This window comes from Streptomyces sp. NPDC050560, from assembly GCF_044457285.1.
GTDB lineage: Bacteria > Actinomycetota > Actinomycetes > Streptomycetales > Streptomycetaceae > Streptomyces.
Window position 1 is genome coordinate 224,433 of record NZ_JBITGT010000002.1, and the last position, 19,130, is coordinate 243,562.

Sequence of the window (19,130 nt, forward strand, 5' to 3'; positions counted from 1 at the left end):
TATGGCGGCCAGTTGGGGACGGAGTCCGCCGCGTGGGCCCACGCGAAGGGGGCCGGGGCGAAGGGGCGGGGCCGGGCGTTACCCCCTGGTGGTGGGTGCGGTCAGGAGCCCCACGAGCGCGTCCTCAAGGGACTCGGCCGTGCGCTGCCACGAGGCGCCAGGTCTCGCCGTGCCGTCGGCCAGCGCCCGTTCCTGCTCGGCGCAGGTGTGGATGATCAGATGGCGGACCATGTCGCCGCGTTCGCGGCGCACCGCGGCGGGCACCGTGGGACCGAGGCATCTGCTCAGGCCGCGCAGGGTCCGCCAGAGGCTGTCGCGGGTGAGCGACTCGTCGGTGACGAGGGCGCGCAGCAGCGGGTCGGCCAGTACCTGTTCCGCGCAGCGCGCCAGCCACGACGGCACCCCGAGCGCGTCCAGGTGCTCGGTCACCGGGCGGACCATGCACCACACCCAGTCCCGCACGTCGCCGCCCTCGCCGACGGCCGCCACATGGCGCTGTCTGATGGCGTCGATCATCGTGTCGTGCCTGGTCATCAGGGAGCGTACGAGGGCGGGTTTGCTGCCGAAGTGGTAGCTCACCACGGTGGTGTTGCCCTGGCCCGCCGCCTCCGCGATCTGCCGGTTGGAGACCGCGGACAGGCCGTGCTCGGCGTACAGCCGCTCGGCCGCGGCCATGATCGCCTCGCGGGTGCCGGCCCCGCGGCCGCTCCGTGTCTCCGCCCCACGGGCGGTGCCGTTCACCATGGTGCCGTGACCCCTCACCAAGTGGCTCAATCAACTGACTTAATTGTAGGGACGGCCGGTTGCCAGCGCAATCTCCGGCCTTCGGGCCCCGGCCCTGGCGTCTCGCCGCCCCGGCCCCGTGCACCGGCGGGAGTTGGGGCGCACGCAGAACACCCCCCTGACGCGCGTCACCGCGGTCAGGGGGGTGTGAGAGCGGTAGCGGAGGGATTTGAACCCTCGGTGAGTTTCCCCACACTCGCTTTCGAGGCGAGCTCCTTCGGCCGCTCGGACACGCTACCGGGAGAGATCCTAGCCCACCGGGGGGCGTGCCCCGAAATCCTTTGCGGTGCGGGGTCAGTGCGCGGTCAGTGCGGGGGGCCGGGGGGCCGCTCGCGGTGGGTGCGGAAGAACGCGGAGAGGAGGCGGGCCGACTCGTCGGCGAGGACGCCCGCGATGACCTCGGGGCGGTGGTTGAGCCGCCGGTCGCGCACCACGTCCCACAGTGAGCCGACCGCGCCGGCCTTGGCGTCGACGGCCCCGTACACCAGGCGGTCGACGCGGGACTGGACGACGGCGCCCGCGCACATCGTGCACGGTTCGAGGGTGACGACGAGGGTGCAGCCGGTCAGCCGCCAGCCGCCGAGACCGGCCGCCGCCCTGCGCAGGGCGACGACCTCGGCGTGCGCGGTGGGGTCGGCGGTGGCCTCGCGTTCGTTGCGCCCCGAGGCGAGGGGCCGTCCCGTGGGGGAGAGGACGACGGCGCCCACGGGTACGTCCCCCGCCTCCGCTGCCTCACCCGCCAGCGCCAGGGCGTGGCGCATCGCCTCGTGCCAGGGGTCGCGCACCGGGTCGGGTTCCGGCGCGGGCCGCGGGTCCCGCGGTTCGCCCGGCACGGGTGGGGCGGCGGCTATCGGACGGTTTCCAGTACTTCCGCGGCGCCGAGGGTCTCGGCGATGTCGCTGAGGGCGTCGTCGCTGTCGAGGGCGAGCAGGTCCTTCTCGTCGACGCCGAGGTCCGTCAGAATCCCGAAGTCGCCGACGGGGCCCGCGGGCACCGCGTCGTCGTCCGGGGTGTCGGGTTCGGCGCCGCCGCCGTCCGCCCCGGCCGGCTCGCCGTCCTCGGTGCCGTCGAGGTCGAGGGCGTCCAGGTCCGGCGTGTCGTCGTCGGTACCCGGCTCCCGGCCGAGCAGTTCGTCGGTGAGCAGGATCTCCCCGTACGAGCTGCGTGCGGCCGCGGCCGCGTCCGACACGAAGATCCGGGGGTCGTCCTCGCCGTCCACCCGGACGACGCCGAACCAGGCGTCCTCCTGCTCGATGAACACGAGAACGGTGTCCTCGTCGGGAGAAGCCTCCCGGGCGAGGTCCGTGAGATCCGACAGGGTCTCCACATCGTCGAGCTCTGTGTCGCTCGCTTCCCACCCGTCTTCGGTGCGCGCGAGCAGTGCGGCGAAGTACACCGTGACTCTCCCACTGGTTAGGCGTGCCGGTTGGTGGTCCCCCCGGCGGCTGCGGGGCGGTGCTGGAGTGCCGTGACCCGCCCCATCGGAATCGTGGCAGAAAGAACGGCTTCAGGAGAGGTCTTCCGCCCGCTGTGTCCGCTCTTGTTTTCGCCAGGTTCGTTCTCCGGGCACCCGCACGGGTCAACTCCGCGGGTGGCCCGCGGCTCGGCTGCCCGGGGTCACCCGCGCAATCCACCGTTCGCGCCAGGACCGCGCGGACCTGGGTGCGGCTACCAACGGAAGGTTCGCATACGGACCGCGGCCTGCCGCAGCCGGGCCGCCCGCGCGCGGCGCGGCCGCACCCGCGCCCGCAGCTCCCTGGCCTCCCCCAGCTCCCACAGGAACTCCGCGCGCCGCCTGCGCCGTTCCCGCTCCTGCTCGCGGTGGCTCCGCTCGCCGTCTCCGTCAGCCATGGGCCCTCACCCCCGTAGTCACTCCACCTTCCCGCTCCCCGGCGGTTTGATGCGGCCACAGTGGCGTCAGGGGCCCGAGGGGGCGCGGTTAACCTGGGCGCATGCGTCTCCATGTCGTCGACCATCCGCTGGTCGCTCACAAGCTCACCACGCTGCGCGATCGGCGTACGGACTCGGCGACGTTCCGCCGCCTCGCGGACGAGCTGGTCACCCTGCTCGCGTACGAGGTGACGCGGGACGTCAGGGTGGAGCCGGTGGAGGTGGTGACGCCCGTGGCGCCCACGACCGGGGTGAAGCTGTCGTATCCGCGGCCGCTCGTGGTGCCGATCCTGCGGGCCGGGCTCGGCATGCTCGACGGCATGCTGCGGCTGCTGCCCACCACGGAGGTGGGCTTCCTCGGCATGGTCCGCAACGAGGAGACCCTTGAGGCGTCCACGTACGCGACGCGCATGGCGGAGGACCTGTCGGGGCGGCAGGTGTACGTGCTCGACCCGATGCTGGCGACCGGCGGCACGCTGGTGGCGGCCATCAAGGAGCTGATACGGCGCGGCGCCGACGACGTCACCGCGGTGGTGCTGCTCGCCGCCCCCGAGGGCGTGGCCGTCATGGAGCGTGAGCTGGCGGGGGCGCCGGTCACGGTGGTGACGGCCTCCGTGGACGAGCGGCTGAACGAGAACGGCTACATCGTCCCGGGCCTCGGCGACGCGGGCGACCGGCTGTACGGGGCGGCGGAGTAGACCGCGGCCGGGCGGGCCGCGGGGTGCGGCGTATCGGGGAGCGGGCGGCGCGCCGTGTCAGCAGTGTCCGGCGGTCGAGGGGGACGGGCTCGGCTCGGGGGTGGTGAGGGCGGCCAGGTCCTTCTTGGCCTCGGCGCCGGCCACCAGGCCGTCGAACTTGTCGCCGATCACCAGGTCGACGTCCCCGCCCTTGCGGGTGTCGGTGACGGGTGGGGCCCCCTTCACCTGGACGCCGAGCACGGAGAGCGCCTTGCCCTCGGCGCTCTTGCCGCCGATGAGCACCCCGGTGCCCTTCACCTTCTTGTCGTACTTGGCGGTCGCGTTGCCGACGTCGCCGATCTTGAAGCCGCGCTTCTCCAGCGCGTCCGCGGTCTTCTGCGCGAGGCCGCTGCGCGGGGTCGCGTTGAGGACGTTGACGGTGATCCGGCCGGGCTTCGGCAGCGGCCCCACCGGGCGGGCCGCCGCGGACGTGCCGGCCCCCGCCGTGCCCCGGCCCGCCGCGGTGCGTGTCCCGGTGCCTGCGCAGCCGGCCACCGCGGAGTCCTTGCCGCCGCCGGAGAACACGTCGACGAGTTGCAGGCTCCCCCAGCCGACCAAACCCACCACGACGGCGGTCGCCACCACGGAGAGCACGATCCTGCCGCGCCTGCGACCGCGCCTCATCCGGGGGTAGGTGTTCCCCGTGACGCGGTACTTGCCGCCCATGCCGGGGGGAGTGAGCATGCTCATGTCCGCAGCGTAGTGCGGTACAGCGGACATGCATACCGGATGATCATCGTATGACGTGAGGTCTTACCCGATTGGGTCACGGTGCGCGCCACCCGGTCGTACGCACGGCCGTGCCCGCGCCTTCGCGGGGGGTGCTCAGTCCAGTTCGAGTACGCGCGCGTGGAGCACCTGGCGCTGCTGGAGCGCGGCGCGCACGGCGCGGTGCAGGCCGTCCTCCAGATAGAGGTCGCCCTGCCACTTCACGACATGCGCGAAGAGGTCGCCGTAGAAGGTCGAGTCCTCGGCGAGCAGGGTCTCCAGGTCGAGCTGCCCCTTGGTCGTCACGAGTTGATCGAGGCGGACCGGGCGCGGCGCGACATCCGCCCACTGCCGGGTGCTCTCCCGGCCGTGGTCGGGGTACGGCCGCCCGTTTCCGATGCGCTTGAAGATCACACGGAAAGCCTACCGGTCCCGGCTCTCCGGGCGCAGCCGCGCGCGCCAGCGACGCCCGGGGAAAAGTTGCATTATTACGGGTGAAACGGGCGTGGGGTGTGAGGCGGTGCCGGGCCTGGGAACGGTCGTTGGGTGATGCACCCGGACGGCTATCCCCCGAACGGGTGAAGCGTTTTTTCCTCGCTCAGGTTCCGGCGGGTTTCCTGGCCTCGATGAGGAAGCGCGTGGAGTGCGCGACGAAGGGCCCCTCGGCGCGGATGGCGGCGTCGAGCCGGCGCAGCAGGCCGTGGTGGCGGGCGACGCTGAACTCGGGGACGATCCAGATCACCTTGCGCAGGAAGTAGACGACGGCGCCGATGTCGCAGAACTCCATGCGCAGCCGCTCGTACCGCAGGTCGACGACGTCGAGCCCGGCCTCCTCGGCCTCCGCGCGCGCCGCCTGCGGCCTGCGCGGCATCTCCTCCGGCGCGGGCTGGGGGCCCCAGAAGTACTCCGTCAGCTCCCCGACGCTGCCGGGGCCCACCTGCTGGGACAGGTAGGTGCCCCCGGGGCGCAGCACCCGGGCGACCTCCCGCCACCACACGCGTACCGGATGGCGGCTCGTCACCAGCTCGAAGGCGCCGTCGGCGAAGGGCAGCGGCGGCTCGTCGGAGTCCGCCACCACCACCGCGCCCCTGGGGTGCAGCAGCGCCGTGGCGCGGGCGAGGTTGGGCGGCCAGGACTCGGTGGCGGCCATCAGCGGGGGCAGGTGCGGGACGCCCGCGAGCACCTCGCCGCCGCCGGTCTGGATGTCGAGCGCCGAGCGCACCCGCGCGAGCCGCTCGCCCATCAGCCGCTGGTAGCCCCAGGACGGCCGCTGCTCGGTGGCACGCCCGTCGAGCCAGGAGAAGTCCCAGCCGTCGACGGAGACCTCGTCGGCCTCCGCGACCAGTTCGTCAAAGGAACGCATGGGCCGCAAGCCTGGCATGCCGTGGCGCGGGGCGGCGCGCGAATATCGCGCCCGCGCGGAGGGTCCAGGGGAGGGCCGCGGCGCGGGCGGTGACCGGGGCCGACGCGGTGTCAGAGGGGGCTGCCGACCAGCGCGTTCCAGCGGCCCTCGCGGCCGGTGAGCACGGTCGCCGTCAGGGGGCGCACGTCCAGGCGCCAGAAGGCGGCGGCGGGCAGTTCGAGCGCCGTCACGAGGGCGGCCCGTACCACGTCGGGCTCGACGACGGCGAGCGCCCGCCCCGTCGGCAGGCCCGCGAGCCAGCCGGAGACCCGGGCGCACAGCGCGGTCAGCGGCTCGCCGCCCGGCGGCGCGAAGCCGGGCTCGGCGAGCCAACAGGACACGGCGGCGGGCTCCGCGGCGGCGAGCGCGTCGAGGGTCCTGCCCCGCCAGGCGCCCACGTCGCGGCCCGCGAGCGCGGGCAGTGGGGCGGCCTCAAGACCGAGGGCGGCGGCCGTCTCGGCGCAGCGCACGGTGCCGGAGGCCGCCGCGCGCCCGGCCGCCGGCAGACGGCACGCGGCGCGCTCTGCGGCGGCGCGGCCCTCCGGGGTGAGGGGGTGGCCGTCCTCGAAGGCGGCGGTGGCGAGCGCGGTGCTCGCGGCGGCGGAGACGAGGGTCACACGGGTGGTCAACGCGGGGCCTTCCTTGCCCAAAGCGGCCCGGATTCACCGGATTCGGGGGCCTCCCACCGGGGATGGCCGCGGGTGAGGCGGTCTTGGCCGGGTCGCGGGCGGGAGGTACGGTTCCGGTGATATTCGCGCGTCACGACGGAACCCGGTGCGAGACCGGGGCGGTCGCGCCACTGTATGCCCGGCCAAGGCCGGGCGAGCCAGACCCGTCGTCACGCCAAGGCTCCACCTATCGGGACGCGAGTTCCCCGCAGGAGGTCTCATCATGGCGCAGTCGTACGCCCCTCCGGCCACCGGCCGGGCCACCCCCGCCGAGGACAACCCGCCGCTGCGGCTCCCCGTCAGGGCGATACTGCCCTGGGCCGTCTTCGTCGGCGTACTGATGCTCGTACTGCTCTACTTCGTCGGCGCCGAGCAGGGCGCCACCTCACTCTTCTCCGGCACCGACATCCACGAGTGGGTGCACGACGGCCGGCATCTGCTCGGCTTCCCCTGCCACTGAGCGGGGGAAGGGTGAACTCCACCGCCGTCGGAAAGCTTCTGGTGCGCGGGATGCTCGCGGGGCTCGCCGCGGGTGTGCTCGCCTTCGTCGTCGCGTACCTCCTGGGTGAGCCGCGGGTCGACTCCGCGATCGCCTTCGAGGACGCGCACTCCCACGAACACGGGATGGAGGTCGTCAGCCGCTCCCTCCAGTCCACCGCCGGGCTCGCCACCGGCGTCCTGGTCTACGGGGTCGCCTTCGGCGGGATCGCGGCCCTCGCGTACTGCTTCGCGCTCGGCAGGCTCGGCCGCTTCGGGCCGCGGGCGACCGCGCTGCTGGTCGCCGGGGCCGGTTTCACCGCGGTCTACCTGGTGCCGTTCCTGAAGTACCCCGCCAACCCGCCGTCGGTCGGCGACCCCGGCACGATCGGCAGGCGCACCGCGCTCTACTTCCTGATGATGCTGCTCGGCGTGCTGCTCGCGCTGGGCTCCGTGGCCGTCGGCAGGCGGCTCGCGCCGCGGCTCGGCGCCTGGTACGCGACGCTGGCGGCGGGGGCGGGCTTCGTGGTCCTCGTCGGCCTCGCGTACGCGTTCCTGCCGTCGGTGAACGAGGTGCCCTCCGACTTCCCGGCGATGCTGCTGTGGCGGTTCCGGGTGGCGGCGCTCGCCATCCAGCTCGTGATGTGGGCCGGTTTCGGCCTCGTCTTCGCCACGCTCGCGGACCGGCTGCTGCGGCCCGCCGACCCCGACACGGCCCACGGCGGCGCGGCGGCCCCCGCGGGTGCCGAGGGCGCGGGGCGCGTCGAGGCGGCGGAGGGGAGGGCGGCGGGGTGAGGCGGGGCGCCCTGCCGTGCGGGGGAGGGCGCCGCCCCGCGCGGACCGGTGCCGGTATGCGCGGACGGGTGCCGGTGCCGGTACGCGCCGTGGTTCTAAGCCGCCCTGCGTGCCGGGGCCGCGTCGTGCCGTAGTACCAGGACCGCCGCGTCGTCGGCGTGGCCGACGGACTCGGCCATGCGCATCACCGCGCCCGCGAGGTCGTCGGGGTCCGCGTCCGGATGGCAGCCCACCACGCCGCGCACCCGTTCGAGACCTTCCTCAAGGGGATACGAGGGGCCCTCCACCACCCCGTCCGTGACCAGGACGAACGCCCCCGCGGCCGTCAGCCGGTGCCGGGTCACCGGGTACCGCGCGCCCGCCATCACACCCAGCGGCAGCCCGCCCTCGTCCTCCGCGATCCCCGAGCGGCCGTCGACCGTCGCCCACACCGACGGAACATGCCCGGCCCTGGCCCCCAGCAGCTCCCAGCCGACCGGGTCGAAACGGAAGAAACTGCATGTCGCGAAGAGTTCCAGGCCGACCGTGTGCAGCAGGTCGTTCGCCCGGGACAGGATCTCCCCCGGGTCGGTGACCGCGGTCGCCACCGCACGCAGCACGATCCGCACCTGCCCCATGAAGGCGGCGGCCTCCACGTCGTGGCCCTGGACGTCCCCGATGGAGAAGGCGTAGCTGTCGTCCGCCATCGGGAAGCCGTCGAACCAGTCGCCGCCGATGTCCAGGCCGTGCCGCGCGGGGGTGTAGCGGGCCGCGGTGCGCAGCCCGGGGGCGGCGGGCAGCTCGCTGGGCAGCATCACGTTCTGGAGTGCCTCCGCCAGCTCCACCCGGGCCTGCTGGAACTCGACGCGCTCCCTCGCCTGGGCCGTCAGGCTGTCGAGACGGCTCAGCAGGTCGTCGGCGCTCGCCGAACCTGTGCGACGGCGTCGCCAGGGCATGGGCCGCTCCGAAGCTCACCCGGGGCCCGCGGGCCCCGGTTCCTGCGGGGGGACGGTGGCGTAGGGCCTCCTGCGGAGGACGGTCGGGTACGGGTTGTTCCGGCGGGGTGCGCCGGGGCGCCGCGGGTGCGGACCGTGCCGGGGGCGTGGATCGCGTCGGCCGTGGCGACGGACGTGCGTGCGAGCGCCGCCTTTCATCCTAGGAAGGTCCCGGCCGTTCTGCCCGCCGGGACCGTGCGGGCCCGCCCCGCGGCGGTTGCGTCCCCCGGCGGACCTGCCGCGTGTCCTGGCCGCGGCGGGCGCCGACGCGGTATCTCATGACGGGGTGCGCAGCAGATCGGATTGGTGGTCGTGGCCCCTGCGATGGATCGTCCTCGCGGCGGCGTACTACGGGACGGGCCGTCTCGGCCTGCTGAAGCGGCTGACCATCGACGGAGTCGTCGTCACCCCGATGTGGCCGACGATGGGGGTGGCCCTCGCCGCGCTGCTGCTGTGGGGCGTGCGGATGTGGCCCGGGGTGCTGATGGGGGCGCTGTCGATCTATCTGACGGGGTCGCCCTTCAAGCCCGAGGGCATCGCGATCTCCGTGGGCAGCACCTGCGCCGTGCTGCTGTCCTGGTGGCTGCTGCGCAGGGTCGGCTTCAGGCCCCAGATGGACCGGCTGCGCGACGGGCTCTCGCTGGTGTTCCTCGGCGGCTTCGCCGGGATGGTGATCAGCGCCTCGGTAGGGGCGTCCCTCCAGGCGTACAAGGGCGGCATCCAGCCCGGCGGCTTCTGGGCGGTGTGGTCCGTGTGGTGGGCCGGGGACGTGCTCGGCGTGCTGCTCCTGACGCCGCTGCTGCTGATGCTCGTACGGGGCAGGGGCCTCGTGCCGGAGGAGCGCTCTCTCGGCCGGATGGTGGAGGCGACGCTGCTGGGCGCCGTGGTGCTCGTGGCGACGCCCCTCATCACGCTCACCGGCACCCGGCTGCTCTTCGTGATGTTCCCCATGGTGATCTGGAGCGCCCTGCGCTTCCGGATGCCGGGAGCCGCGCCGACGGTGCTGTACACCGCCATCCTGGTGACCGAGGCGGCGACGGACAGCCGCGGCCTCTTCTCGGTGCAGTCGGTGACCGAGCGCATGTGGTTCGTGCAGGCGTTCAACGGTTCTGCCGTGGTGACCTCGCTGCTGCTGTCCACCCTGGTCACCGAGCAGCTCAAGGTCAGGCTGCGGATCGAGCAGGTCTGCTTCGAGCTGGCCGAGGTCGTCGACTACCTCACTCCGGGCGCCTCCGTCGCGCACTGGCCGCTGCGCGACGAGGCCACGCGGCGCGGCAGCACGGAGCTGTGAGGCACGCGAAGAGGGCAGTCGCGGGGTGCGACTGCCCTCTCGGGGGTGCCCGGTGCCGGTGCGGGGCGGCGGTGGGTGAGCGGCCCGCCCGCCGGGGGCTCAGGCGGCCACCGCCACCGCCGACACGGCCGGGGTGTGCAGCGCCCGCCGGGTGGTGACGAGCCCGGTCACCAGGGTCGCCGCGGCGCCGATGCCCGCGACCGCCAGCCAGATCCCGGGGCCCTGGTCCGGCAGCGTGGCGTCGGTGCGGACCATCGTGAAGGGGATGATCCCGGCCAGTGCCGCGACGGTCCCGAAGAAGAGCCCGGTCACGCTGAGGACGACACCCTCGGTGGCGACGGTGGCGAGCACCTGCCGCGGGGTGGACCCGGCGAGCCGCTGGCGTCCGAACTCGGGGCCGCGGTACGAGGTCGCCGCGTACAGGCTGTTGATCAGCATCAGGCAGGCGAAGGCGGCGATGATGCCGACCACGACCAGGTTCAGGGTCTGGAGGTTCTTGTCCTCGGTGGTCTGGGTGACCCCGGCCGCGTCGAGGGCGGAGTTCTCGACACCCTGCATGTAGAGGGTGGCGGTGGCCACCGCGGTGAACATGATCAGCGGCATCAGGATGCCGGAGAGCTGGGCGGCGCGCTTGCGCATGTTCTCCACCGCCATATAGCCGCCCGCCCCGGCCAGGGCCGCGATCGGCCTGCCGAGGCGCCCGAGGAGCGAGCGCAGCAGCGCGGGGGAGAGCGTGGCGAAGCCGACGGAGATCAGGATCGCGCCGTACGCGGGCGACGCCATCAGGCCGGGCTCGTCGGCGTCCATCGCGAAGGTGGTGGTGACCCCGCCGACCCCGGCGATCAGCGCGAGGGCGCCGCCGACGGTGCGCAGCCGGGTCCGCGGCGCCCGGCCGCCCGCCTCGGCCCTGGTGGCCCTGCGGACCGCGAGGAACGCGGCGCCGATCCCGGCGACCAGGTTCGTCAGCAGGCCCGCCGTCAGGGCGAAGGAGCCGAAGGTGTACGAGACGCCGTCGGAGATCTGCCCGCTGTCCTTGAACATGTCGAGCAGGACCCGGCCGCCGAGCATGGCGGGGCCGATCGCGAGCACGGTGCCGAGCAGCGCCACCAGGGCGGCCTCCCCGACGACCATCCGCTTGATCTGCGCCGGGGTGGCGCCGGTGCTGCGCAGCAGGTGCATCTCCGAGGCGCGCTGGCGGACGTTGATGGTGAGGGTGGAGGCGATCGCGAAGAACACGAGGAGGGTGCCGTAGCCGCCGACGACGGTCGAGATGGTCGTCAGGCTGTCGGCGCTCGCCTTGTCGACGCCCGCGGCGCCCGCGGTGTCGCGCAGGGAGTTGAAGGTCATGGTGACCCCGGCGCCGAGGAACGCCGCCAGCAGCGTGGCGAAGAACCGGCCGGGTCGCTTGCGTACGGAGCGCAGGGCGAGGGCGAGCATCGGTCAGACTCCCATCGGGACGTGGTGGGCGGAGACGTCGCCGAGGTGCGCCAGGCGCTCGGCCACGGCGTCGACGGTGGGGTGCAGCATGCTCCCGGCGAGGCGGCCGTCGGCGAGGAAGACCACCGAGTCCGCGTAGGAGGCGGCCACCGGGTCGTGGGTGACCATGACGACGGTGCGGCCGTGCAGCCGTACCGCCTCCTGGAGGAGGCGCAGCACGTCGCGGGCGCTGCGCAGGTCGAGGGCGCCGGTGGGCTCGTCGGCGAAGATGACGCTCGGCCTGGTGACCAGGGCGCGGGCGATGGCGACGCGCTGGCGCTGGCCGCCGGAGAGTTCGTCGGGCATGTGGCCGAGGCGGTCGCCGAGGCCGACGTCGCCGAGGACGGCGCGGGCCGCCCTGCGGTCGATGGACCGGCCGGCGAGCTTCAGCGGGAGGGTGGTGTTCTGCTCCACCGAGAGGGTGGGCAGCAGGTTGTACTGCTGGAAGACGAAGCCGATGCGGGTGCGGCGGAACTTGGTGAGCTTCGCCTCGCTGCCGCCGGTCATCTCGGCGCCGTCGACCAGGATCTGGCCGCTGTCGGGGTGGTCGAGGCCCGCGGCGCACTGGAGCAGGGTGGACTTTCCCGAGCCCGAGGGGCCCATCACCGCGGTGAAGCTCCCGGCGGGCAGGCTCAGCGACACTCCGTCGAGCGCGGTGACCGCGTTCTCGCCCTGGCCGTGGACCTTGGTGACATCCATGAGGCGCAGGGCCTCGGGGTGGGGTGCGGTCTCGGAACGCTTGCTGCGGAACATCTGGGTTTCCCCCTTCTCGGCGGCGGCGCCGCCCGCTTCTTCCGGTGGGTGCTTTCGGCGGTGCCGACTGCACTTAAGAAGTTACGGAGCGGGGGTTCGCGGCACATTGGGTCCACGACCCGAAGCGGGGGTGGTGTTGAGTGCACCATCGCAGGGGGGTTCGCGCCCGGCGGGGGCCGTCAGGGGGAGGCGGGCGAGCCGTGGCGGGGCGGGGCCCCGGGCGGTGGCGCCCGGTGTGCCCCGCCGGGTCAGACGGCGAACGGCACCGCGGCGTCCACGAGCGTGGCGTATCCGGCCTCGTAGGGGTGGCGGCGGTGGCGCCCAGAGCGCACCGGCTCCACGGGCGGCGCGGGGGAGAGCAGGCCCTCGCCCGCGAGGGACTGGACCCGCTGGAGCAGCGAGCCGAGGTCGACGCCGAGTTCGGCGGCGACGGTCTGGAGGTCGAGGTTGGACCGCCAGCTCCACAGCAGCACCGAGTCCATGCTGGGCGACCAGACCACACTGGCCGGAGGCTCGGGGGCGGCGGCCGGAACGTCGGGCGGCACCTCGGGCGGTGCGGGCATCTCCTCCCTGGGGTGCGGCACATGGAAGCCGAGCTGCTCCCCCATCAGGTCCTGCACCGAGGACGCGGGGACGGCGGTGAGGGGATAGGAGAAGGAGGAGAAGGCCGAGGCGGGGGTGGGGGCGGCCGACACGGCGGCGGGCGCGGTGTGCGCGGCAGGTGCGGCGGACACGGCCGGTGCGACCGGGGCCTGCTGGGCCGCGGGGGACGGGCCCTGCTGCGCCCCGGCTGCCGCCCCCGGCTGGCCCTGCGGGCCCTGCACGGCGACGAGCGGCGGTGCCGGCTGCGCGGCCTCCGCGGTGAGCTGCGGCTCCGGGCCCTGGGGGCCCCTGGTCAGCAGCTCCTCCGCCACGATGCGGGCGTCGCCGCGGCCGACGGTGCGGCGGGCCACCCGTACCTCGCGCTCGGTCAGACCCATCAGATCCGCGATCGTGCCGTCATGACCGACCGTGACGGCGAACGCGGCCAGAGTTCTGCTGCGTTCGGCCTGGGCCTCGTCCAATACGGCCTGGGCGTGCCGTACCCGCTCGTCACTGGCGCAGAATGCTTCCGCCAGCACGCTGTTGCGATCCCAGAATTCACGTGGTTCCACGATGAGACAACGCCGCCCATACGATGTTTCGTAACGCACTTACCGCATAAAGACACCCAAAGGAACTAGTGGACATTTTCGATTCCGGGTGCGGCGGGCGGCGCCGCCCCTCCGCGGAAGCGGGGGACCGGCGCCGCCGCGTCCCTGTTCACGGCCGGAATCAGCCCTGCGAGGTCTCCTCGAAGGACAGCTTGTGGAGCTGGCCCGGGAGGTCGTTGACCATGTACAGCTCACCGTCGACGTCCTGGCCGAAGGCGGTGACCTGGGTCGGCAGCACGCCGAGCGTGGCGTGTTCGTACGAGCCGTCGCCGTTCGGCCGCAGCGCCCACACGGTCGTCGAGCAGTAGTCGCTCGCGAGGTACGTGCCGTCGGCGAGGTCGCCGAACTCGGCGCCGTGGTAGACGAATCCGCCGATCACCGCGCAGCCCTCGTCGGAGGTCGGGTAGGTGAACACCGGCTCCTTGAAGACGGTGCCGTCGTCGCAGCGCTCCGGCTCGTGCTCGCCGGTGCCCTCGCGGCACGACCAGCCGAGGTTGGCGCCCGCGTCGGCCGCGGTCAGATGGTCGATCTCCTCCTGCGCGCCCTGGCCGACGTCGCCGATCCACAGCGAGCCGTCCTCGCTGTCGAAGGAGAAGCGCCAGGGGTTGCGCACCCCGTAGACCCAGATCTCGGGGCGGGCGTCGGCGCGGTCCGCGAACGGGTTGTCGTCCGGCACGCAGTACGGCAGGTCGCCACAGGTGGCGCCGACGTCGAGGCGGAGGATCTTGCCGAGCAGGGTGTTCAGGTTCTGGGCGTTGTTGGGCGGGTCGTCGGCGCCGCCGCCGTCGCCGATGCCCCAGTAGAGGTAGCCGTCGGGGCCGAAGGCGAGCTGTCCCGCGTTGTGGTTGGTGTTCTCCGCGTGGTCCTGGGAGAGCAGCGGGGTCAGGGTGCCGTCGGTGACGTGGTAGCGGGCGAGGGTGTCGGCGCCGTCGGGCAGCGCGGTGTAGGCGACGTAGAGGTCCTGGCTCTCGGCGAAGTCGGGCGCGGGCACGATGCCGAGCAGCCCGCGCTCGTTGTCGTCCGCGTCCACCACGTTCGTGAGGTCGGCGAGCGGTTCCTCGACGAGTCCGGACGCCGGGTCGTAGACCCGTATCCGCCCGGCCTTCTCCAGGATGAACAGCCGCCCGCTGTCGTCGTCGGGCGCGGCGATCGCGGTCGGCCGCTGGAGCCCGAAGGCGAGTTGCTCCGTGGTGACGGTCAGGTCGTCGAGCGGCGCCGCGGCCGTGGCCTGCCCGGCGGCGGCGAAGGTCAGCAGAAGCGCGGTGAGGGCGAGGCCGAGCCTGCCGAGCAGGCTTCTTCGTTGCGTCATGGCGACTCCAGAGGTGCGTGGGGGATTCCTCAGACGAAGGCGCGAAACGAGTTACGAAAACTTTGCACAACGGTGGCCCTCCGACGTTACCCGCTCAACTGGGTTGGGACCAGGGGGAGTCGGGGGCGCCGGGGCGGGATCTTTCGGGATGCGGTTCCGGCTCCGCCGGGGCGTGGCCGCGCCGGGGAGCCGGGACGGCGGGACGCGGCCGACGAGCCGGCGGAGCCGTGCGGGACGTCGGCGATGCCCCTGCGCGCTGCGGCATTGCTGCCGCGTGCGGAGAAGGGGCGCGTGATCGCCGGCGGTGCCCCGTCGGCGGCGCGGGCACGGCACCGCTCTTCCCTGAATGCTGTGCCCTGGATTCCTCAAAAACTGTTCCAGCGGACCCAGAATTTTAGCCCGGCCTGCGCACAGATTTAGTTTCGCGGCGGCCGCAATGGCGATATCCGGCCTGCCCGGCCTGCTCCGGCGTGCTACTGTCGTTCCCGGTTGCAGTTGTGGTTCCCAGTACTTCAGGTGCTTCGGGCGGCGTTCGCGCCGCCTGGCATTCCTGCGTATTTCCGGTCTTTTCCGGTCGGGGTAATCATCGCGGCGACACGGCATTCGCGAGGTGCGGATGCCGGTGCACTGCCCCGAAGGAGAATGCCATGAGTTCAGGTACCGTGAAGTGGTTCAATTCGGAAAAGGGTTTCGGCTTCATCGAGCAGGACGGTGGCGGCGCTGACGTGTTCGCCCACTACTCGAACATCGCCGCCCAGGGCTTCCGTGAACTGCTCGAAGGCCAGAAGGTGACCTTCGACATCGCGCAGGGCCAGAAGGGCCCGACGGCCGAGAACATCGTTCCTGCCTGACGCGGCTCATATACGTGCAGAGGGGGCCCGCATCCTTCGGGGTGCGGGCCCCCTCTGTATGCGTCGCGCGGCGCCTGTCTCGTCCCGGGCGGCTCAAAAGCTGCATTCTCCGCCCCCGAAGCGCCCCGAAAGGGGCGCAGGAGCGCATCCGGCTGCCGTGCGGCCGTACTTCCAGGTGACGTATCACCGTCGTATGGCCGCCTTTTCCGCGGGCGCCTGCGCAGACTGCACGCGATCGAGTTCTTTTCGCGTTCCATCCGGCCGCTTCTTGTGATTCTCCGTGCTGTTCATCGCTGCGGAAAATTCATTGATGTGTGCCGTATCAAGGAAGGCTCCCCATGAACCGCACAGGCCACCGATTTTCCGGTGCGCGCAGCGTGCGTCCCGCCCGGGTGCAGGCCGAGTTCGCCCTCCCCAGGACAGTCAGCCCCGCGCTTCCCGCCGTGGAGAGGTTCGCGGATCTCGACATGCCCGGGGCGCTTGTGGCCGCGCTCGGCTCGCAAGGCGTGACCGTGCCGTTTCCGATCCAGGCCGCGACGCTTCCGAACTCCCTCGGCGGCCGCGATGTGCTGGGCCGGGGACGCACAGGATCGGGCAAGACGCTCGCCTTCGGCCTGGCCCTGCTGGCCCGTACGGCCGGGCGGCGTGCCGAGGCCGGGCGACCGCTCGCGCTGGTCCTCGTACCGACCCGTGAGCTGGCGCAGCAGGTCACCGACGCGCTCGCGCCCTATGCCCGCTCCGTGCGCCTGCGGCTGGCCACGGTCGTGGGCGGGATGCCGGCCGGCCGGCAGACGGCCGCTCTGCGCAACGGCTCCGAGGTCCTCGTCGCCACACCCGGGCGCCTCAAGGACCTGATCGACCGGGGCCACTGCCGGTTGGACCAGGTGGCCGTCACGGTCCTCGACGAAGCCGATCAGATGACCGACATGGGCTTCATGCCACAGGTCACCGCCCTGCTCGACCAGGTGCGCCCCGGCGGGCAGCGCATGCTGTTCTCCGCCACCTTGGACCGCAATGTCGATCTGCTCGTGCGCCGCTACCTCAACGACCCCGTGGTGCACTCCGTCGACCCCTCGGCCGGTGCGGTCACGACGATGGAGCACCATGTGCTCCACGTCGACGGCGCCGACAAGCACGCGACGACTACCGAGATCGCCGCACGCGACGGCCGGGTGCTCCTCTTCCTCGACACCAAGCACGCCGTCGACCGCCTCACCGAGCATCTGCTGCACAGCGGGGTGCGGGCCGCGGCCCTGCACGGCGGGAAGTCGCAGCCGCAGCGCACCCGCACGCTGGCACAGTTCAAGACGGGCCACATCCGTGTGCTGGTGGCGACCAATGTCGCCGCGCGCGGCATCCATGTCGACGACCTCGACCTGGTCGTCAACGTCGATCCGCCGGCCGACCACAAGGACTATCTGCACCGCGGTGGCCGCACGGCCCGTGCCGGCCGGTCCGGCAGCGTCGTCACCCTGGTCACCCCCGGCCAGCGGCGGAGCATGGCCCGCTTGATGGCAGCGGCCGGTGTCGTCCCGCAGACCACCCAGGTCCGGGCCGGCGGAGGGGCCCTGCACCGCATCACCGGCGCACAGGCCCCCTCCGGCATTCCCGTCGTCATCGCCGCACCGGCGGCCGGACGCCGCCGCAAGCGCGGAGCGGCCCCGGCGGCCGCCGCCCCGCTTCGGTGAACCGGGCGGGCGCCCACAGCGGGCGTTGCGCCACCTGGTCGTCCGCGACGAGGACGGGCGGCGCACCGATATGTCACCCTGGCCCGCCCCGCCGATGTCCGCGACAGCCCCGGCCAGCTACACGGGCCGGACGCGGCTGCGCGATGTCGCCGACGACGCGGGCTCCGCGGCCGAACACCCGGTGCACCGCCGGTCGCCCGAAGACCCGTCCCCTACCGTGGACCACAGCAGCGCCCCGGCGCGCTCGCCGTCTCCCGCTGAACAGCCCACTCATCCCGCACGGCCCCGTCTGCTCCTTCTCTGTGAGGCATCATGCGCTGTATCATCGCCCGCTTTCCGTTCGACCTGACCAGAAACGGCGTGCTGGAATCGATGAAGGGCGTCGAGCCCGAGCCGGTCACCGACGACCTCGTCATCATCGGACGACGCCACTATCCGCCCAAGCAGGTCGGACAGGTCATCACCCGCCAGGACCGCCGGGACTTCAGCGCCGTCGAGGTCCTGAGAGCCATGACCAGCCTCCGCTTCACCTGCCGTACCCGCCCCGCCGCCGCACCCGCTCCCGCGGGCGACCCCTACCAGAGGGCTTCCGCCATGCTCGGCACACGGCCCGCCCCCCTGAACTACGGGCAGGTGTGAGCCGACCTCGTGCGGCGGTCGGGCGAGGGTCAGGCCGAGGTCTCGGGCTGGTTGTGACCGCGGAGTTCGTCGTTGATGCGCTGGGCTTCCTCAAGCTGGTCTTCGAGGATGATGATGCGGCAGGCCGCCTCTATGGGAATGCCGGAGTCGACGAGTTCGCGAGCCCGGCCGGCAATGCGCAACTGGTAGCGGGAGTAGCGGCGGTGGCCGCCTTCTGACCGCAGCGGGGTGATCAACCGGTGTTCACCCAACGCGCGCAGGAAGGCCGGTGTGGCGCCGAGCATCTCGGCGGCCCGGCCCATGGTGTAGGCGGGATAGTCGTCGTCGTCGAACTTGTCGGCAGGGCGGATACCGCGAGGGGGCATAGACCTCTTCTTCCGGGGACGCATCGAGGGGCCCGAGCGCCGACTGGCGCCCGGGCCCCGAGCTTTCAACACCATCTGCCGGCTGACTGCACCGGCTCACTTCATCCGCAGGGCCACCCGCGAAGGCGGGGCTGCGGGGATCGCGGTTGCGTGACCGGGGACCACCTTCCAATCCGGGGTCTGCGGTACCCGGGCGGACGTCGTCCCGACCCCGGGCGATCCTGATGGCGTTCTGCTCCTTACCTCTTCGATCTATCTGGTTCGATCTGTACTGACTGGTGACACGGGACTGCTGTGCGACCCCTGGGGTCGCTCGGCCCGGCAGCCAGCGGGAGAACCCACCACTTACGGCTCCACCACTCCGCTGCCGGACCGCTTCTGCACTGACTTGCCAGCGCGGCGCCTCACCTCTGCCGCGCCCTTCTGACTTCTGGGCTACGTGGAAAATGCTAGCCCCCGCAGACGGCAATGTCTACTCCGGCCGCTACAGATATTCTGTAGCTCCAGCCTGGCTGATCCTGCCTTCGACGGGTCCGGAAGTGTGACCCGCCCGGTTGAAGTGCCGCGCTGCGGGCACAAGCCTGAGTCGGCGGTGCAACCTACAGGCGGAGGCGGTGTTCCGCGTATGAGCGAGACGGAGACAGTCCCTGGCACATCAGCCCTTGGCACATCTGCCTCTGGCACATCAGCGGTGCGGCCCGTCGTGGTGGAGGACGACTGCCCCTTCGGTATCGCGCACGCCCGTGACGTCGCCCGCGCGTTCGCCGAGAGCCTCGTCCCACCTCCGGCCGCCGACCGGGGGGAGACCGTGGCCGTGGTGGTGTCGGAGCTGGTCACCAACGCGCTGCGGCACGGTGGGGGCCGCTACCGCATGCACCTCAGCGCTGACGCGGACGCGGTGCATGTCGCCGTCGGCGACCTCAGCCCCGAACCCCCGAGGGAGCGGGACCCCGACTACACGGACGGCACAGGCGGCTTCGGCTGGCACATGATCCGCTCCCTCACCAGCAGCGTCACCGTCATCCCCGGGCCGGGGCGCGGCAAGATCGTTTACGCGGTGATTCCGCGGTGAACGCCCGGCTCGACGGGACGGCGGACGCAGCGGCGTCCTGGAGACCGTCGCGGTCCCGT

The 19,130-nt window shown here is 72.6% G+C and carries 22 protein-coding genes, 1 tRNA gene and 1 riboswitch; of the genes, 8 read left to right on the top strand and 15 right to left on the bottom strand.

Features of this window, described 5'->3' with window-relative positions:
- Positions 1-78: 78 nt before the first annotated feature.
- From ACIBIW_RS05695 to ACIBIW_RS05715, 5 genes are all read right to left on the bottom strand, one after another.
- Positions 79-744, bottom strand: coding sequence for a TetR/AcrR family transcriptional regulator (locus ACIBIW_RS05695; RefSeq protein ID WP_399332312.1), 666 nt, complete (start codon positions 742-744; stop codon positions 79-81).
- Between the two features lie 193 nt (positions 745-937).
- A tRNA-Ser gene (locus ACIBIW_RS05700) sits at positions 938-1,022 on the bottom strand.
- Between the two features lie 66 nt (positions 1,023-1,088).
- Positions 1,089-1,616, bottom strand: a complete 528-nt coding sequence (gene tadA, locus ACIBIW_RS05705; RefSeq protein WP_399332314.1) for a tRNA adenosine(34) deaminase TadA — start codon at positions 1,614-1,616, stop codon at positions 1,089-1,091.
- 14 nt (positions 1,617-1,630) lie between these two features.
- On the bottom strand, positions 1,631-2,179 hold the full coding sequence (locus ACIBIW_RS05710; protein WP_399332315.1) for a hypothetical protein: 549 nt from the start codon (positions 2,177-2,179) through the stop codon (positions 1,631-1,633).
- Between the two features lie 272 nt (positions 2,180-2,451).
- Positions 2,452-2,634 carry a hypothetical protein gene (locus tag ACIBIW_RS05715; RefSeq protein ID WP_399332317.1) on the bottom strand — a complete coding sequence of 61 codons (183 nt, stop codon included), beginning with the start codon at positions 2,632-2,634 and terminating at the stop codon, positions 2,452-2,454.
- 101 nt (positions 2,635-2,735) lie between these two features.
- Between ACIBIW_RS05715 and upp the strand changes: the two genes are divergently transcribed.
- Positions 2,736-3,371, top strand: a complete 636-nt coding sequence (gene upp, locus ACIBIW_RS05720) for a uracil phosphoribosyltransferase (protein WP_399332319.1) — start codon at positions 2,736-2,738, stop codon at positions 3,369-3,371.
- 57 nt (positions 3,372-3,428) lie between these two features.
- Here upp and ACIBIW_RS05725 read toward each other — a convergent pair whose 3' ends face one another.
- The 4 genes from ACIBIW_RS05725 to ACIBIW_RS05740 form a co-directional block, all read right to left on the bottom strand.
- Positions 3,429-4,100, bottom strand: a complete 672-nt coding sequence (locus ACIBIW_RS05725) for a LytR C-terminal domain-containing protein (protein ID WP_399332320.1) — start codon at positions 4,098-4,100, stop codon at positions 3,429-3,431.
- A gap of 135 nt (positions 4,101-4,235) precedes the next feature.
- Positions 4,236-4,532, bottom strand: coding sequence for a type II toxin-antitoxin system VapB family antitoxin (locus ACIBIW_RS05730; RefSeq protein WP_003999914.1), 297 nt, complete (start codon positions 4,530-4,532; stop codon positions 4,236-4,238).
- A 184-nt stretch (positions 4,533-4,716) separates the two neighbouring features.
- Positions 4,717-5,481, bottom strand: a complete 765-nt coding sequence (locus ACIBIW_RS05735) for a class I SAM-dependent methyltransferase (protein WP_399332322.1) — start codon at positions 5,479-5,481, stop codon at positions 4,717-4,719.
- Between the two features lie 110 nt (positions 5,482-5,591).
- The gene (locus tag ACIBIW_RS05740) at positions 5,592-6,149 is read right to left on the bottom strand and encodes a histidine phosphatase family protein (protein ID WP_399332324.1); all 558 of its coding nucleotides are present in this window, start codon (positions 6,147-6,149) and stop codon (positions 5,592-5,594) included.
- 100 nt (positions 6,150-6,249) lie between these two features.
- A riboswitch (cobalamin riboswitch) is annotated at positions 6,250-6,375 on the top strand.
- Between the two features lie 36 nt (positions 6,376-6,411).
- Here ACIBIW_RS05740 and ACIBIW_RS05745 point away from each other — a divergent pair.
- Complete coding sequence (locus ACIBIW_RS05745; RefSeq protein ID WP_399332326.1) at positions 6,412-6,648, top strand: CbtB domain-containing protein; 237 nt, start codon at positions 6,412-6,414, stop codon at positions 6,646-6,648.
- Positions 6,649-6,659: 11 nt separating this feature from the next.
- Positions 6,660-7,460: a CbtA family protein gene (locus tag ACIBIW_RS05750; RefSeq protein ID WP_399332328.1), complete on the top strand. Its 801-nt coding sequence runs from the start codon at positions 6,660-6,662 to the stop codon at positions 7,458-7,460.
- A gap of 95 nt (positions 7,461-7,555) precedes the next feature.
- On the opposite strand, the gene ACIBIW_RS05755 is transcribed toward ACIBIW_RS05750, so the two are convergent.
- Positions 7,556-8,395: a PP2C family protein-serine/threonine phosphatase gene (locus ACIBIW_RS05755; protein ID WP_399332329.1), complete on the bottom strand. Its 840-nt coding sequence runs from the start codon at positions 8,393-8,395 to the stop codon at positions 7,556-7,558.
- A 325-nt stretch (positions 8,396-8,720) separates the two neighbouring features.
- Between ACIBIW_RS05755 and ACIBIW_RS05760 the strand changes: the two genes are divergently transcribed.
- Positions 8,721-9,725: an MASE1 domain-containing protein gene (locus ACIBIW_RS05760; protein ID WP_399332331.1), complete on the top strand. Its 1,005-nt coding sequence runs from the start codon at positions 8,721-8,723 to the stop codon at positions 9,723-9,725.
- Between the two features lie 99 nt (positions 9,726-9,824).
- On the opposite strand, the gene ACIBIW_RS05765 is transcribed toward ACIBIW_RS05760, so the two are convergent.
- The 4 genes from ACIBIW_RS05765 to ACIBIW_RS05780 all read right to left on the bottom strand — a co-directional run bounded on the left by ACIBIW_RS05765 (position 9,825) and on the right by ACIBIW_RS05780 (position 14,456).
- Positions 9,825-11,162 (bottom strand): FtsX-like permease family protein, encoded by a 1,338-nt coding sequence (locus ACIBIW_RS05765; RefSeq protein WP_399332333.1) that lies wholly within the window; start codon positions 11,160-11,162, stop codon positions 9,825-9,827.
- Positions 11,163-11,165: 3 nt separating this feature from the next.
- Positions 11,166-11,954, bottom strand: coding sequence for an ABC transporter ATP-binding protein (locus tag ACIBIW_RS05770; RefSeq protein WP_399332335.1), 789 nt, complete (start codon positions 11,952-11,954; stop codon positions 11,166-11,168).
- A 248-nt stretch (positions 11,955-12,202) separates the two neighbouring features.
- A complete protein-coding gene (locus tag ACIBIW_RS05775) occupies positions 12,203-13,108 on the bottom strand; it encodes a hypothetical protein (protein ID WP_399332337.1) in 906 nt (301 codons plus the stop codon).
- Positions 13,109-13,268: 160 nt separating this feature from the next.
- Positions 13,269-14,456: a PQQ-dependent sugar dehydrogenase gene (locus ACIBIW_RS05780; protein WP_399332339.1), complete on the bottom strand. Its 1,188-nt coding sequence runs from the start codon at positions 14,454-14,456 to the stop codon at positions 13,269-13,271.
- Between the two features lie 647 nt (positions 14,457-15,103).
- On the opposite strand from ACIBIW_RS05780, the gene ACIBIW_RS05785 reads away from it, so the two are divergent.
- The 3 genes from ACIBIW_RS05785 (at position 15,104) to ACIBIW_RS05795 (ending at position 17,634) form a co-directional block, all read left to right on the top strand.
- Entirely contained in the window at positions 15,104-15,307 is a 204-nt protein-coding gene (locus tag ACIBIW_RS05785; RefSeq protein ID WP_366568264.1) for a cold-shock protein, read from the top strand.
- 338 nt (positions 15,308-15,645) lie between these two features.
- Positions 15,646-16,995, top strand: a complete 1,350-nt coding sequence (locus tag ACIBIW_RS05790; RefSeq protein WP_399332342.1) for a DEAD/DEAH box helicase — start codon at positions 15,646-15,648, stop codon at positions 16,993-16,995.
- A 312-nt stretch (positions 16,996-17,307) separates the two neighbouring features.
- Positions 17,308-17,634, top strand: coding sequence for an SCO5918 family protein (locus tag ACIBIW_RS05795; RefSeq protein WP_399332344.1), 327 nt, complete (start codon positions 17,308-17,310; stop codon positions 17,632-17,634).
- 29 nt (positions 17,635-17,663) lie between these two features.
- Here ACIBIW_RS05795 and ACIBIW_RS05800 read toward each other — a convergent pair whose 3' ends face one another.
- On the bottom strand, positions 17,664-17,999 hold the full coding sequence (locus tag ACIBIW_RS05800; RefSeq protein WP_399332346.1) for a MerR family transcriptional regulator: 336 nt from the start codon (positions 17,997-17,999) through the stop codon (positions 17,664-17,666).
- A 703-nt stretch (positions 18,000-18,702) separates the two neighbouring features.
- Between ACIBIW_RS05800 and ACIBIW_RS05805 the strand changes: the two genes are divergently transcribed.
- Positions 18,703-19,071 carry an ATP-binding protein gene (locus tag ACIBIW_RS05805; protein WP_399332348.1) on the top strand — a complete coding sequence of 123 codons (369 nt, stop codon included), beginning with the start codon at positions 18,703-18,705 and terminating at the stop codon, positions 19,069-19,071.
- Positions 19,072-19,130: the final 59 nt, after the last annotated feature.